Consider the following 16,514-nt stretch of genomic DNA (forward strand, 5'->3'; position numbering starts at 1 on the left):
AATAGGACTATTCATCTGATTTAATACTCACATAAACCAATTACACGATGAAATCATTAAGAATCATTGGTGTGCTGATGCTGCTTGCTATAAGCAGTTTCGCACAGACTCCTTATGAGTCACTCAACTATTTGTATAGCATCCGCGGCAACACGACCATTGGAGGTATACACAACCGTCAACCTATCAGCAATCCTAACCAGTACAGCCAGCAACTCAATTCCATTACTGGAGATTGGCCAGGTCTTTACAGTTCAGATTTCATGTTTGAGTCATGGGAAATAGACGATCGTCAAACCATGATCAATCAAGTGATTAATGAATGGAATAACGGCGCTATGATTAATCTGATGTGGCATGCTTGTAATCCTGTAAGTGGAGAAGCATGTAACTGGGATGGAAATGGTGTCCTGGCAAATCTTTCCAATAGTCAATGGAATGATCTTCTCACTAATGGAACTGCAATCAATAACCGATGGAAGGCCATGATGGACGAAGTAGCTACACTTTTACAGCAATTGGAGAACGCAGGAGTGGAAGTGTTTTTCCGTCCACTTCATGAAATGAATCAGGGAATGTTTTGGTGGGGTGGAAGACCAGGTTCTGGAGGAACTGCTGCACTTTATCGATTGACTCATGACTATTTCACATACACCAAAGGGTTATCAAATCTTATCTGGGTGTGGAATTTGCAGGATTTTGGATCGCTTTCCAGTGACCTGAATAACTATGATCCGGGATGGAATTATTGGGATGTCTTAACCATGGATATGTATTGGTCCGATGGTCAGGGCTATTCTTCATCCAAATACAACGCATTAGTCAATAAGGCCGCTGGTAAACCTATCGGCATTGGCGAATGTGAAGATTTACCAGCGGTTAATCTTTTGAATCAACAACCACTGTGGACATTCTTCATGGGATGGTCAGAGTTAACTTTTTCTGGAAACTCTAATCAGAAAATTCAAGACATCTTCTGGTCTGGAAAAGTTCGTGTATTAGACGAAATGCCGGGTTGGAATGGTACAGGCAGCTGGCAAAATGGGGGCGGTGGTACTGGCGGTACGCAATACATCCAGGCCGAGAGTTACAATAACATGTCTGGCATCCAAACAGAGCCAACTAGCGATCCTGGAGGTGGAAACCAGAATGTTGGTTGGGTTGATGCTGGAGATTGGTTGACTTATGATGGCATCAATATCCCATCAAGTGGCAACTACAGCATTGCTTATCGAGTAGCGAGCCAAAATGGAGGTGGAGTGATTCAACTGGAGCAAGCCGGAGGAGGCCCTGTTTATGGAACCATCAATGTGCCTGCTACTGGTGGATGGCAGACTTGGACCACCATTTATCAGACAGTTTATCTGAATGCAGGTACACAGTCATTTGGAATTAAGGCAAATGCTGGTGGCTGGAACCTCAATTGGTGGGCAATTACCCCAGCATCGGGATCTCGTATTGCGGAACCGACGACAGAGTTGGCTACTCAGCAAAAACTCCGGGCTTACCCGAATCCTTTTACCAAAGAAGTGGCTATTCCAGTGGAATGGGATGGTGAAACAGACTTTACGGTAAGAATCTTTGATGTATCAGGGAATGTCATTCGAACACTCAATATGGATCACTTGAGTAACCAAAAGGAAGTGATTTGGGACGGTGCTAATGGAGCAGGTTCAATTGTGTCGAAGGGAAATTACTTCTTCCAATATCAGTCAGGGAGGAATGCAGCTTCAGGTAAGCTGATCAAAGAATAATTATAAGTATCAGTCACCTGGACCAGCGGTCCGGGTGACTTGTTAAAATCAACATATCAAATGAAAAGACAACCATTGCTAATGCTCCTGATACTGGGAGCTTTTTGGGTGCAAGCCCAAAACAAGCAGCAAGTGCTTGATTACCTGTATAGCATTTCAGGTAAGCAGATCATCGCAGGACAGCACAATAAAGAACCGAATATTGAGCCAACGAAGTGGACGGATTATATCTATGAAACCACCGGCAAGTATCCAGCGCTCTGGAGTGGGGATTTCCTCTTTCAGCAAGAGAATATTGATAATCGCTGGAAGATGATCAAAGAAGCGGAGAAGCAATGGAATAATGGCGCCATCATCAATCTCATGTGGCACGGGTGTCCGCCCGATATGGGCGAGCCATGTGGTTGGGATCCGGGGCTACTCAATGCCCAGCTAGATGATCAGCAATGGGAAGACTTGATAACGGAAGGCACTGAGTTGAATACCACCTGGAAGAAGCGTATGGATGATGTAGCTGTCTACTTACAGTATTTAGAAGATAAAGGAGTAGTGGTTTTGTTTAGACCATTTCATGAAATGAATCAGGGGCTTTTCTGGTGGGCTGGTCGCAAAGGTGAAAAAGGTACTGCAGAATTATATAGACAAACCCATGATTACTTTGAAAAAGAAAAAGGGTTGTCCAATCTAATCTGGGTGTGGGACATGCAGGATATGAGTCGAGATTTTGAGGAATACAATCCTGGAAATGACTATTGGGATGTTTTTGCTTTTGATATCTATGATGGAGGCTATGATAAGTCGTGGTATGACTACATCCTGCCAATTGTAGGAGATAAGCCAATGGCAATAGGTGAATGCATGAAAATGCCATCGAAAAAAGTAATCAAAGAACAACCAAGATGGGTGTTTTTCATGCCCTGGGCAGAGCTGGTAAAGGAGAGTAATTCGGAAGAAGAAATTCAGGATACCTACAACCATCAACGAGTCATCAGTAGAGATGAAATGCCGGGTTGGTAACCATCAAATCCACTTAAACATGAAACAGATTTTTAACATACTTTTTTCAGTGGTCATAGCAGGTGGGTTACTCAGCTGTGAAGACTCTTATTTTCTTTCGGAAAAACGATATTTTGAAGAGATTAACCAATACCAAAAGGCAGAGTTTGAGTTGCAGGTCAATGCGGTGTATGAAAACGCCTATGATCAGGAGGAAGTGGCTGTAGATATGAAATTGACAGCTCCTTCCGGTAAAGAAATCACCCTTCCATGTTATTACGAACCCAATACGTCTACTAAACAATCAACAGCATTCAGAGCACGATTTGCACCTGCAGAGGAAGGAGTCTACACGTATCTTTTTATGGTAAAAAGTAAAGACGTGATCGACGAAACTGCCTCAAAAGATATGATCGTATCTGCAGGTGAAAGCGATGGATTTTTGCATGTTAACGACTACTGGACATTGAAATTTGATTCTGGAAAACCCTTCCGTGGAATCGGAGAAAATGTAGGGTGGGAAGCCAGAGATTACGAAGATCCCAAATACACTTACGACTACTTGTTGCCAACCTTATCTCAAAACGGAGCCAATTTCTTCCGTACCTGGATGTGCTCATGGGATTTGCCAGTTTTCTGGCAAAAGATTGGTCCTACGGATCGATACAAAGATTCTGATGCTTACTTCCACCCGGAAGGAATCCAGAAGATGGATGAGTTTATTGATAAGTGTGATTCTCTTGGCTTGTATGTGATGCTTGCCATGGACACACACGGCGCATTGATTCAAAATGGAGGTTGGGAGCATAATCGATACAATAAGATCAATGGAGGTCCAGCTGAAACGCCAACCGATTTTTTCAGAAATGAGGAGGCACGCAAAATGTCGAAAAACAAGTTTCGATTCCTCATTGCTAGATGGGGATACAGTACCCATTTAGGTGCCTGGGAGTTTTTCAATGAGATTGATAACTCCGTATTCACGCGGACACCTCATGACAGCATTCGAATTCCTCATAAATATGTTACTGACTGGCATGCTGAGATGAGTGCTTATATCAAAGCAACTGATCCCTACAAACATATTGTGACAACCAGTGTGTCACACCGTGAGATTGAAGGAATGTTTCAAGTAAAGGATATTGATATCGCTCAGCGACACATCTACAAGAAGACGGAACAGATTCCAGGCTTGATCAATCAATACGTGGCAGAATACCAGAAGCCTTTTGTCTGGGGAGAGTTTGGGTATGAATGGGATTGGAACCTGGATTTCTCAGAATTTGCTGAAGAATCTGATTATGATTATCGAAGAGGGCTTTGGTACGGGCTGTTCAATCCTACTCCAATATTACCGATGACCTGGTGGTGGGAATTTTTTGATGAGCGTGGAATGACGCCATACTTCAGAGGTGTTCGCCAGATCAGCGATGAAATGCTAGAAGCAGGTAACGGGTCTTTTGAGCAAATCTCAACCTCTTCTGAAGTTTTGGAAAGCTATGCGGTAAAGTGTGGGGATAAATACTTTGTGGTGATTCTCAACAACGATACTGCTCCGCAAACTGAACAGGTCTTGATCGACTTGCCAGCAGGAAGCTACCAGTTAGCTTCATTCAACCCGGATAACTTAATCCGATCAAGCGCAGGGGTAATGGAGTCTACAGGTCAATTGACGCTTCCGCAAGTAAGTATGGAAGGGTTTGATGAAACGCTTTTTGTCTTGACAAAGGTGTCAGAATGAATGGTGACAGGATCAATTCGTCAAAATAAGGGCTTAAAATGACTATGGATTTAGTGGAATATTAAAAATGAGCCAAATTCATTGTCAACACATTAAAGAGATCAAAATATCAATAGTATATAATCAATGAGTCAATCGTTAGAAAAAGTGAAGGCGTTGCTTGCAGAACACGAGCAATTTTTGAGTGAGAAAAACGAACCTTTAGCTGAGACGACAGGAGTTTATCAGCGCTATAAAAATCCAATTCTTACGGACAGGCATACTCCGGTGATCTGGAGGTATGATTTGAATCCTGAGACCAATCCATACATGATGGAGCGTCAAGGGATGAACGCGGCTTTCAATTCAGGTGCCATCGAGTTCAATGGGAAGTTTTGCTTGGTGGTAAGAGCAGAAGGCTATGATCGTAAATCGTTTTTTGCAGTTGCGGAAAGTGACAATGGGGTCGATAACTTTAGATTTTGGGATCACCCAATCACTCTTCCGGAGACGGATGAGCCGGACACTAACGTGTACGACATGCGTTTGACGGGACATGAAGATGGATGGATTTATGGCTTGTTCTGTACAGAAAGAAGAGATCTTACCGCACCTGAATCTGATCAGTCAGCAGCTACTGCTAAATGTGGCATTGCTCGAACCAAAGATTTAGTTGAATGGGAGCGACTAGCAGATTTAGATTCTGGAGGAAGCCAACAACGAAATGTGGTACTTCATCCTGAGTTTGTTAATGGGAGGTATGCCTTGTACACCCGTCCACAAGATGGCTTTATCGATGCAGGTAAAGGTGGTGGAATCGGCTGGGCTTTGGTAGAGTCCATGGAAAAAGCCGTGGTTTCCAACGAGCAAATCATCGATCCGAAGGTGTATCATACGATTAAAGAGGTAAAGAACGGGCAAGGACCTGTTCCAATCAAAACCAAAGACGGATGGTTGCACCTGGCGCATGGTGTGAGAAACACTGCCGCTGGATTGCGCTATACCCTATACATGTTCATGACTGCTTTAGAAGATCCAACTAAAGTAATCCACCGACCTGCAGGGCATTTCATGGGACCTCAGGATGACGAGCGAGTTGGAGATGTATCCAATGTGCTGTTTACGAACGGCTGGATCGCGAAGGATAATGGCGATGTGTACATCTACTATGCATCCTCAGATACGCGCATGCATGTGGCTACTTCTACAGTAGACAAGCTAGTGGATTATTGCAAAAACACACCGGAAGATGGTTTGAGATCATATGCGAGTGTTCAAACCAGAAATCAATTAATTGACAGCAACCTGGCTTTCCTTAAGGCCAATGGCTTAAAATAAGACTGAATAGTAAAGAAATAAAGATTTTTCAAAAAAGGAGAAGTTGCAGATAAAGCCCTTTTATTCCCTAAAGGGGAGATTTTTAGTCACCCTTTAGGGTCGGGGCAATGTTGGCAAATAGAGAAAAATCTTATTTAAATATTTAATCACATGAACAACTCAACCATTAGTATCAAAGAGAAGATTTCCTATGGATTAGGTGATTTTGCCTCGTCCATGTTTTGGAAGCTTTTCTCCATGTTCCTGTTATTTTTCTACACCGATGTGTTTGGTATCTCAGCTGCGGCTGTAGGTACCATGTTCTTAGTGACTCGTGTGTGGGATGCGCTGAATGATCCAATGATGGGAATCATTTCTGATCGAACCAAAACGAGATGGGGTAAGTTTCGACCATTTCTGCTCTTTGGAGCGGTTCCATTTGGAATTATTGGTGTCTTGACATTCACTACACCAGATCTCACAGCTGATGGTAAGTTAGTTTATGCTTACATTACTTACACGCTGATGATGATGGCTTATACTGCTGTAAATGTGCCTTACGGTTCATTGATGGCAGTGATGACCGGCGATAGTGTGGAACGTACTTCGCTAGCTTCGTGGAGATTTATTGGTGCATTTTCTGGTGGATTGTTTGTGACAGCTTCCGCCAATTCGTTGGTGGCTTATTTTAGTGAAGGAGGAGATCAGGCTACTGGATATCAAATGACTATTGGGGTTTATGCAATAGTAGCTGCGGTGTTGTTTATCCTGACTTTTGCAGGTACAAGGGAGCGTTTAGCTCCACCAAAAGAAGAAAAGAACTCTCTGAAAGACGACTTGAAAGATCTGGCTAAAAACGCGCCATGGTTCATTATGTTAGGAGCTAATATTTTCATTTTGATTTTCAATTCACTTCGAGATGGTTCCATTCTGTTTTACTTTAAATATTACGTGAAAGATCAGACCCTGAACTTGTTCGGCAACTCTTTCGAGGCTTCAGCAACAGCTTTGTCATCCGTATACATGTCAGTATGGTTGGGAACCAATATTTTGGGGGTTCTTTTGGCTAAGCCAGTTGCGGCAAGGTTTGGTAAAAAAGCTACTTTTAGTTGGGCAGCTTTGATTTCTGCAGGGTTGAGTTTCTTGTTCTTTTTCATTTCCAGTGATCAGATTTTCTTAATCTTTGGTTTGAATGTACTCATTGGAATCACCGCTGGGATTATCCTTCCATTGGGCTGGTCCATGTATGCTGATATTGCTGATTACTCAGAATGGAAAACGGGGCGCAGAGCAACAGGTTTGGTGTTCTCTTCCTCGTCTATGTCTCAAAAATTTGGGTGGACACTCGGAGGAGCCATCTCTGGTTGGTTGTTGGCGGGATTTGGCTTTGAGCCGAATGTGGAGCAGTCTGATGAAGCACTTTTGGGTATTCGTTTGATGATCAGTGTAATTGCAGGTGTTGGCGCATTGATTTCCTTTGGGTTCATGAGATTGTACAAACTAGATGAGTCATTCATGCTGAAAGTGAAGGATGAATTGAATGCCGCTTCAGAGTAATGGATTTTCTACAGTCAATTACAAATAGTAACTTATAGATGTTTTTTAACCTCGATACCCAATAGATGATGAAAAAGCTTTTGTCGCTAGCTCTGATGCTAGCTGCCGTAAGTGCATTTGCCCAATACGGAAAAGTGTTTGATAACCTTACTGTAGAAAGTAAGATCCTCAAGTCTCAACGAAAATTTGCCGTCTACCTTCCGCCTGACTATGAGTCTTCGCAAAGAAGCTATCCTGTACTTTATTTACTTCATGGAGCAACAGACAATCACACTGGTTGGGTACAGTTTGGAGAGGTGAGAAGAATCGCTGACGAAGCGATAAAAAATGGTACAGCCACTCCAATGATTATTGTGATGCCAGATGCGGATACTGAGCGCATGGGCTATTTCAATTCCATTGACAACAAGTGGAGGTATGAGGACTTCTTCTTTGAAGAATTGATACCGCATGTAGAGAAAACGTACAGAATTAAAGGTGAGAAACGCTTCAGAGCTATTGCAGGTTTGTCCATGGGAGGTGGAGGTACTTTCATGTATGCCATGCGTCATCCAGAGTTGTTTTCCTCAGCATGTCCATTAAGTGCTTATGTAGGTGCACTGGATTTGGAAAGTATGAAACGTTGGATGCCTGAAGAAGAAAAGAAACTTGGTGATGAAACCTTAGAAGCTTATCGCAAAAAGAACAATGCTCTGGATCTAATGAAGGAGCGTACTGTCGAAGAGTTGAATTCTATTCGTTGGTTTATTGATTGTGGTGATGATGACTTTCTTTTTGAAGGTAACAGTTTGATGCATATCGCCATGACCAAAGCCGGAGTTAAGCATGAGTATCGAGTTAGAGATGGTGGTCACACCTGGACCTATTGGAGAGCCTCATTACCAGTGGTGTTAGGGTTTGTTTCTGATGCTTTTCATCAATACTAAGCAGAGATATTTTGAAAAATATCGAAGAAGATGTAGCTGAAATAATTTCATAAATTGAGAGATTGTGGAGCAGTTGTAGACATGCCTTGTTGAATGATGAAGACACAAAAACCTGAAACAAAAGTACACTTGAGTTTTGCTAGAGAGTGTATAAATGTGCTGAATGATAATATTCTGAGCTTTTGGTCAAGAAAGATGGTGGACCCAATGGGTGGCTTCTATGGTCGAATTGATGGTCAGGGCAAGTTGCATGAGCAAGCAGATAAAGCAGTTATTCTCAATACAAGAATCCTTTGGACCTACTCAGCGGCTTATCAGATTACTGGTAATCCTAAGCATAAGTTGATGGCAGACAGAGCCTATGAATACATCGCGAAGTATTTCATCGACTTCAAAAATGGTGGTGTTTTCTGGTCTCTTGATAATCAAGGGCAGGTAGTATCAGATAAGAAGCAAACCTATGCGCAGGCCTTTGCGATTTATGCTTTGTCAGAGTACCATAAGATCAACGAATACAAGCGGGCAAAGGACTTTTGTTTACGAATATTTGAATTGATGGAAGAGCACACCTATGATGTGCTGAACAATGGCTACCTGGAGGCTCTAAATGCTCAATGGGGAAAATTAGCCGACGTAAGACTTAGTGATAAGGATATGAATGCTGATAAGACCATGAATACCCATCTTCATGTGTTGGAGGCATACACTAATTTGTACCGCATTTGGCCAGACCAGAAGTTAAAGGGACGTCTTAAGAATTTGATTGAAGTAATGCTTGATCGATTTGTTAATGATCAGGGGCATTTCAATCTGTTTTTTACAGACAAATGGGAGTTGCTATCTCATGAGATATCCTTTGGGCACGATATAGAAGGTGCCTGGCTTTTATGTGAGGCCACTGAAGTGTTGGGTGACGAAGAGTTGATAGAGCGAGTCAATCAAATTGCCATTAAAATGACTGATGCAGCTCTTAAAGGTTTGGATACTGATGGAGGTCTGATGAATGAAGCTGGCCCAGAGGGAATAACTGATGATGATAAGCATTGGTGGCCACAGGCAGAAGCGTTGGTTGGCTTGATTAATGCGTGGCAAATTACTGGAAATGAGGAGTATATGGTTCAAATGAAACGAGTTTGGACGTTTATTCGCACGTATATAATGGATAAAGATGGTGAGTGGCATTGGAAGGTCAATCGTCACGGTGATATTGATTATCAGGAAGATAAAGCCGGCCCTTGGAAATGCCCCTACCACAATGGCCGTGCAATGATTGAGATTATGAACAGACTAGGGTAAATGATTAACACAGCAAAAAAAGGATTTTCAATTGTTAAACTAATGGTTATCACCTTTTTGGTGATTGCATGTCAAAAAACAGGTTCCAATTTAATCGTTAGAGGACCGGAATCGGTTCAAAATGATGCTTTTGAATCAGTTATTCAAGTTCAGGAAATTTCCGAGTCTGATTTGCAAGATGCTGGTCATTTGCTGATCAATGTTGATGTGAATGACCTCACTTTCAAAGAGCGAAGTTATGTGGAGCGTTATTTGGAAGCAGGAGGATTGGTTTCATTTAGCTGTCGTGATACTATCTACAACTGGGGACAAATCAAACCATTCTTAGCATCAGGTGCTGCTGCTATCCAGTGCGACAAACTTGATCTTTCTAAAGCATCACTCAATTATGATAAAGTTACCTCACCAGCCGCTCCAGGATTAGATCGATTGGTTAGAGAGGTTTTGGTTGCGCCACTTGCGGAGCCAATGGATATTGTGGTGACAGAAAATTCGTTGGTTTACTGGATTGAGCGTAAAGGACAGATTCATACCTACAATCCGGGGACAGATCAAACACGTCAAATCACTCAGATGGATGTGTACACAGGTGAAGAGGATGGACTCCTTGGAATTGCTCTGGATCCTAACTTTTCAGAAAATCAGTGGGCTTATATTTTCTATTCACCACCCGGTGACGAACCAAAACAGCATATCTCTCGATTTACGCTAACACCAGACAGTCTGCACTTATGTACGGAGCAGCTAATTATTGAAATTCCGACCCAAAGAGAAGAGTGTTGTCATTCGGCTGGAGACATCATGTTTGACCGACACGGAAACCTGTACATCAGTACCGGAGATAATACGTTTTCCAGAGCATCTGATGGATTTACACCTTTGGATGAGCGTCCAGGTAGATCTCCATTTGATTCACAGAAGTCTTCCTCTAATAGCAATGACAAAAGAGGTAAAGTATTAAGAATTCATCCGGAGAAAGATGGTAGCTATACCATTCCTGATGGAAACCTGTTTCCAAAAGATGGTTCACAAGGATTGCCAGAAATCTACGTGATGGGTGCTCGTAATCCATTTACCATGGCATATAATCTGGATAGAGATTGGTTGTACTGGGGAGATGTAGGACCAGATGGTAATGTTACTTCCGAACGTGGGCCTTCTGCACATGATGAAATCAATTTTGCGAAAGCTCCAGGGAACTATGGTTGGCCATATTTCAATGCCAATAACCTTGCCTATGCGGATTATGACTTTGAGACGTTGGAGCTAGGACCAAGATTTGATCCGGCACATCCTAAAAACACTTCGGTTAACAACACGGGAATTGTGGATCTGCCACCTGCCGTTCCAGCCATGGTTTATTATTCGTTTGATGAAAATCCTTTGTTTCCAGGTGTAGGGAAAGGATCAAGGTCAACCGGAGCTGGTGGTGTTTATAATTACAGAGAAGCTAGAAAACATGGCTATGAGTTTCCAGCGTATTATGATGAAAAATTGGTTGCCTTTGATTGGGCTAGGGATTGGATCAAAGTAGTTAGTCAGGATGAAGAAGGTAATTTTCAGTCTATAGAGCCACTTCTAGATAACTCAGTATTAGCATCACCTATTTCTATGGCTTTTGGTCCGGATGGAACATTGTATGTGCTGGAATATGGAATAGGCTACTTCACAGACAATCATGATTCTAAACTGATCAAGTTGAGTTTTGTGAATGGAAACAGACCTCCTGTAGCGAATTTTGAGGCCTCTACTGATAATGGAGCGTTACCATTGACCATAGATTTGAACGCCGAAGCTTCTTCAGATCCAGATGGTCAGGAGTTGACTTATAGCTGGTCTATCAATGGTGAGGAATTGAGCGGATCTAAATTGTCCTATACTTTCAATCAGTCAGGCAAGTTCGATATTGAATTGGAAGTAAGCGACCCTGATGGAGCAAAGGGTTCGTTTAAAAAGACCATCACAGCTGGTAACACCAAGCCTGAAGTCAAAATTGGATTCCCGGTTAACTCTAGTTTTTATCAGCCAGGTACTCCATTCTATTACAGTGTAGGAGTGAGAGATTCAGAAGATGGAGCGTTGAATGAAGGGGTTTCTGAAGGTTCAGTAACCGTCATAATGACGGCCTATGAGGGCAGTGACAATAGAGCAGCAGCAAGTCTGGCTCAAATAGGACTTTTGGATGCAGAAGGTCTTTCTCCAGGTTTGCAATTGATTCAAAGTAGTGACTGTAAAAGTTGCCACAAACTGGACGAAAAATCCATCGGGCCAAGCTTTAAACAAATTGCCGACAAGTATGATCAGGATTACATCCAAATGGATATTCTGGCGAAGAAAATTATCAATGGTGGCTCTGGCGTTTGGGGAGATGGGATGATGATTGCGCATCCGAACTTCAGCATGAAAGCGGCTAGAGAAATTGTGAAGTACATCTTTACGGTTAATGATCCACCACCGGCAGAGAGTGAGAAAGCTGAGCTTAGAGCATATGTTAATACCACTCGTGAATCTCTTAAAAAGATCAGAATTGAAGCATCTTACACGGATCGAGGAGGGCAAATAAGTCTTTCAGCTAAAGATGAGGTTACGCTCGTGCCACCGATATTGCAGGCGGAATTAGCCGACGATCTTTTGGGATTTGAAGTGCAAGGTGGAATAGAAGATGGTGACGAACGTACCGTGAGGAAGAATGGAGATCAAGCAATGCTGAAATATGAATCGATTGATTTAAGCAATGTCACCTCCGTTACTATGGAAGGTTTCTCGAAGGCCGCAGGTACTTTGAAGTTGGTATTGGATTCACCTGATGGAAAAACAGTGAATGCTGTAACTTATAATGCTGAAGGATCAATGAAACTGCCTGTTGATCAATCTGGAGTTCATGATTTGTACTTCATTTTTGAAACTGGTGATGAGCTCACGGTAGATGCAATTCATTTTGAACTACAATCACCTGAATCAATTCCTGGAACCTAAAACATAGAACTGAAACTCAGAACTTTAAACAACCCAAAACCTATAACATAAAACCTTTAACTTGAAACTCAGAACCTATAATCATGAAAAATACACGAAGAAAGACCTTAAAGACATTAGGCGTAAGCGGAGCAGCCCTAGGCATATTGGGGGCATCCAACTGGATCGCAGCATGTTCAGCGCCATCTAAAAAAACTGAAGAGACTACTGAGGAAACCAAAAAGGTGGAAGCTTCTGCTGACTTGTTCTTCAAAATTTCATTGGCGCAGTGGTCATTGCACAGGTCTTTTTTCGGAGATGCTATCAGTTCGTGGGATAATTTCGGGAAGTTGTGGGATGAAAGTCCAGACAATGTACTTCTAGGTGAACTAAAGCCGGTAGACTTCCCAACTATTGCCAAGAGAGATTTTGGTGTGGAAGCAGTAGAGTACGTGAATGTGTTCTATTTCTCTAAAAAGAATGACAAGCAGTTTTGGTATGATATGCGCAAGCAATGTGATGAGCAAGGTGTAAAAAGTTTGCTGATCATGTGTGACAGAGAAGGAAATCTGGGTGATACCAACGAAGAAGCGAGAATTCAGGCAGTTGAAAACCATTACGCCTGGGTAGATGCTGCTCAGATCCTTGGTTGTCACTCCATTCGCGTAAATGCTGCTGGAGAAGGTACAGCTGAAGAAGTAAAAGCTGCTGCGATTGATGGTTTGAGCCGTTTAACGGATTACGCTGCTCAGAGTGGAATCAGTGTGATTGTAGAGAATCATGGTGGTTATTCTTCCAATGGTCAGTGGTTAAGCTCTGTGATTGAAGGAGTGGGGAGTGATTACTGTGGTACACTTCCTGACTTTGGTAACTTCTGTATAGATGGTTGGCATGGCAGCTGCAAGGAAGAATATGATAAATACCAGGGGGTGAAAGAGCTGATGCCATACGCCAAGGGCGTGAGTGGTAAGACCCATGAGTTTGATGCAGAAGGCAACGAAGTGAATACAGACTACTTCAAAATGCTTCAGATTGTGAAAGATGCTGGCTTCAAAGGCTACATCGATATCGAATACGAAGGTGCAGAGCTTTCTGAGCCAGAAGGAATCAAAGCTACTAAAGCCTTGCTTGAGAAAGCTGGTAAAGCGGTGAGTTAAGATTCTTGTGAAAAGGAATTTTGGAAAGCATCTGCCAACTGGTGGATGCTTTTTTGTTTACAGAGCTATCCAATTCTTCGATTACCTTGATTGGTAGGTGAGATTCCGTTATTTTGGAGGAATAATCTATACTATCCGTATTTAAACGTTTATTAAAACGAATAAGTAAATATGATGTATAAAAAACAGCATGACCGGTCATGTTGAAACTAATTTGTTATCCTCAATCTTCCTCTATGAAAGTACTCCTGTTAACTCTGACTATTCTGCCAACTATTCTCTTGGGACAGGAACTTACAGAAGTACGAACGAACTTGTCAACTGAAGAATCACAAAACTCAATCATTTGGACAGAATTCTCGGATGAATACGATCAAGTACTTGCGTTTTCTAGGAATTCCTATTGGAGCCAACAAAAGGTTTACATCATATACGGACGAACCAATGGACAATGGGAACGGATTAAATTGACTCTAAAACTCGATGGCAACAAAAACATCATCCGAACCAAGTCAAGGAAACTTTCATTTGGTGAAGGTAAGTTTCAGGAACTCCTAACATTCTTCGATTCTCGCGACTTTTGGAATTTTGAGCTTGACTCTCTGAACCTTCATGAAGAAGTAAGAGAAGATGGATCTGGAACACTCTGGACAAAAACAGATGGAACAACGGACTCATTTGAAGTTATTAGCAACGGTCATCATCGAATAATTTCATCATACGAACCCGAATACTTTCAGGAACTGATTCCTGTGGAACAACGAAGAAAGTTCATCGAATGCAGAAACGAATTTTTGCGCATGAACAAAATGAAATGAGGATAACAAGTGCTAGCACGAATGCGCCAAACTGCCACTTTGCAGGCTTCAGTGCGAACTTCGCCATGAATCTACCGCTGAGATAGTGCTGTGCTTTCTACTTGCCGCATCTCGCAGGATTTTTCACTTCACAACGCACTGCTTTCTACAAACTTTGAATGCACCCCTTGGCCAGGCGCGACAGATAAGCTACTTTTATCAGAATTAAACAAGTGTGAGCACACACAGCGACATACACGGGCGTTAGTGAGAAAAATCATCTGAATGGATATAAAGAACTTCTGGCACGAACTCCATCCTGTAATTAAGATTCTGACAATTGCAGGACTTGTTTTTATGATTTATGGTCTGATTGCTAGAAATCTGGAAATCTACTTTTTCTGGGAAAGTAGCACAGTGGGGTTCGCGTTTCTTGCAGGATCCATCGGAGTAGTTTTGATAACCGAACTGCTAATTAAAATAGGGATTTTCAAAGCTTATTTTAGGTCGGGTTGGCAAACGGCCTTACATATTCTGTTTGTTATTCTATTTGTAACTGTCAATTCAATATTTCTATTCTCCGACGCACTTAAAGTAGCGAAGGAACAACTTAGAGAGAGCAAGCAAATCAACGATCTCGTTGGAGAAATAAACAGTTTTGGATGGCTTGTAACTGGCTCTAGTTCAATAACAACTAATTCAGGCCGAACTTTCGGGTCAGCTGAATATCAAATTCTAGTAAAGGGAGATGAAGGTTACCGATATGTGACGGTAACTCTAACAAAAAGGGACGATCAACCGTGGAACTTTAAGCTAACCGGAATATCTCGCTAACATGATGTATTTGCGCATGTGCTTCCTCTTTCTCATCCGCGTTTGTAACGCGGATGTTTAAATCTTCAAGTTTCTAACTTATACTACCGCATGGCAAATGCGAAACATTAAAAAGTTCTCTGTGCAGGCAAGCACCAAACGCTTTCCTGAATGGGTAGGAGCCATGCCAACAAAAATCATGTGCTTGGTAGCTCTCCAGTACCATCATCCAATCTGTGTAGCCTTCCAATATTTAATCAAGCTATTATGCCAAATGAAATTTTGTCCTGCGGTTACTTATTATATTCATGCCAAATAAAATATGTTCATGGTAATGCATAATGGAGTCATGGTTAGTATGAGATAAAAGTGAGGTGCCATGAATGATAAATGAGTACCCATGAGAGGCTAATGCTGTGCCATGAAAACATACTGCATAGAAATGGGGATGATAAAAAATGTATGGAGGACTATTTGCGAGCCCAATGAGCGCTTTTATAGCCTCTTAGTCGGCTTGGATGGTTCCGAAATACATACTTGCCGGCGGCACGGACTTGTTCAACCGTTGTTTTCAGCAAGGTGTAGGCCTTGTTTCTGATTTTTCGGTTATTGGTTTTTTGGGACTTCTGTTGCGTTACGGTAGCATGGAGTTGGCTCAAGAGCTGACTCGAAGTAGCCGCCAGGTCCAGTTGCTGCAGATTAAAGCCTATTGCAGAGAGTTCTTCCTGGTGGTCCTGGTCCTTCCCAAGGATGGATAGCTGATATAGGTCCTGAACGAGCGCGGCAATGCTGCCCCTGCCTCGTTTGCTTTTTTTTTGTTTGAGTAGATCTGGGTGATCACTAAAGGCAAACCGGAAAGCAGTGGTAAGTTCATCCCTTAGTGTTTCTGCTTGAGCGCGTTCTACCTGGTATTGCTGGTATTTTTGGTCAGTTGAGAGCTGTTGAGTTACACAGATACTTTGGGCGTGTATCAGTGCTTTGGTCTGTATTAATAGAGTCTCCACAATGGAGGCATCTATGCCTGCAGTGCTCAGTTCGTCAATATCTTCCCTAACCCATTCGGTCAGGTCGCTTGCCTCTTGAATGAAGGTGGCAATGGGCAGGTTAGGTTGCTTGATGGCCTCATCGGAGATGTTGAGTATCTGTGGTAGTAAGGTTTCATAGCTTGATTCATTCATAGCTCATGTGCTTAGTTAGTCACTGTTTTGCTCGGTATATGACTAAAA

Annotated in this window: 12 protein-coding genes; 11 read left to right on the forward strand and 1 reads right to left on the reverse strand. The window is 42.3% G+C overall.

The genetic code is table 11. The features are described from left to right. Nucleotides 1–47: 47 nt before the first annotated feature. From NXS00_RS21800 to NXS00_RS21850, 11 genes are all read left to right on the forward strand, one after another. The gene (locus NXS00_RS21800) at nucleotides 48–1,754 is read left to right on the forward strand and encodes a carbohydrate-binding protein (RefSeq protein WP_258101401.1); all 1,707 of its coding nucleotides are present in this window, start codon (nucleotides 48–50) and stop codon (nucleotides 1,752–1,754) included. A gap of 60 nt (nucleotides 1,755–1,814) precedes the next feature. Then, a complete protein-coding gene (locus tag NXS00_RS21805) occupies nucleotides 1,815–2,771 on the forward strand; it encodes a glycoside hydrolase family 26 protein (protein ID WP_258101402.1) in 957 nt (318 codons plus the stop codon). Between the two features lie 19 nt (nucleotides 2,772–2,790). Further along, nucleotides 2,791–4,491, forward strand: coding sequence for a DUF5060 domain-containing protein (locus NXS00_RS21810; RefSeq protein ID WP_258101403.1), 1,701 nt, complete (start codon nucleotides 2,791–2,793; stop codon nucleotides 4,489–4,491). 126 nt (nucleotides 4,492–4,617) lie between these two features. Continuing rightward, the gene (locus NXS00_RS21815) at nucleotides 4,618–5,808 is read left to right on the forward strand and encodes a glycoside hydrolase family 130 protein (RefSeq protein WP_258101404.1); all 1,191 of its coding nucleotides are present in this window, start codon (nucleotides 4,618–4,620) and stop codon (nucleotides 5,806–5,808) included. A 150-nt stretch (nucleotides 5,809–5,958) separates the two neighbouring features. Further along, nucleotides 5,959–7,344, forward strand: coding sequence for an MFS transporter (locus tag NXS00_RS21820; protein WP_258101405.1), 1,386 nt, complete (start codon nucleotides 5,959–5,961; stop codon nucleotides 7,342–7,344). 68 nt (nucleotides 7,345–7,412) lie between these two features. Next, nucleotides 7,413–8,270, forward strand: a complete 858-nt coding sequence (locus NXS00_RS21825; RefSeq protein WP_258101492.1) for an alpha/beta hydrolase — start codon at nucleotides 7,413–7,415, stop codon at nucleotides 8,268–8,270. A 93-nt stretch (nucleotides 8,271–8,363) separates the two neighbouring features. Further along, the gene (locus NXS00_RS21830; RefSeq protein ID WP_258101406.1) at nucleotides 8,364–9,566 is read left to right on the forward strand and encodes an AGE family epimerase/isomerase; all 1,203 of its coding nucleotides are present in this window, start codon (nucleotides 8,364–8,366) and stop codon (nucleotides 9,564–9,566) included. Further along, nucleotides 9,567–12,542, forward strand: a complete 2,976-nt coding sequence (locus NXS00_RS21835) for a PQQ-dependent sugar dehydrogenase (RefSeq protein ID WP_258101407.1) — start codon at nucleotides 9,567–9,569, stop codon at nucleotides 12,540–12,542. An 83-nt stretch (nucleotides 12,543–12,625) separates the two neighbouring features. Beyond that, nucleotides 12,626–13,678, forward strand: a complete 1,053-nt coding sequence (locus NXS00_RS21840) for a sugar phosphate isomerase/epimerase family protein (protein ID WP_258101408.1) — start codon at nucleotides 12,626–12,628, stop codon at nucleotides 13,676–13,678. A gap of 236 nt (nucleotides 13,679–13,914) precedes the next feature. Next, the gene (locus tag NXS00_RS21845; RefSeq protein ID WP_258101409.1) at nucleotides 13,915–14,496 is read left to right on the forward strand and encodes a hypothetical protein; all 582 of its coding nucleotides are present in this window, start codon (nucleotides 13,915–13,917) and stop codon (nucleotides 14,494–14,496) included. 264 nt (nucleotides 14,497–14,760) lie between these two features. Next, entirely contained in the window at nucleotides 14,761–15,309 is a 549-nt protein-coding gene (locus NXS00_RS21850) for a cytochrome c oxidase assembly factor Coa1 family protein (protein ID WP_258101410.1), read from the forward strand. Nucleotides 15,310–15,758: 449 nt separating this feature from the next. Here the strand turns inward: NXS00_RS21850 and NXS00_RS21855 are convergent, their stop codons facing one another. Further along, a complete protein-coding gene (locus NXS00_RS21855; RefSeq protein ID WP_258101411.1) occupies nucleotides 15,759–16,466 on the reverse strand; it encodes a hypothetical protein in 708 nt (235 codons plus the stop codon). Nucleotides 16,467–16,514 lie beyond the last annotated feature (48 nt).

The sequence above is a fragment of the Marinoscillum pacificum genome, from assembly GCF_024714495.1.
Classification (GTDB): domain Bacteria; phylum Bacteroidota; class Bacteroidia; order Cytophagales; family Cyclobacteriaceae; genus Marinoscillum; species Marinoscillum pacificum.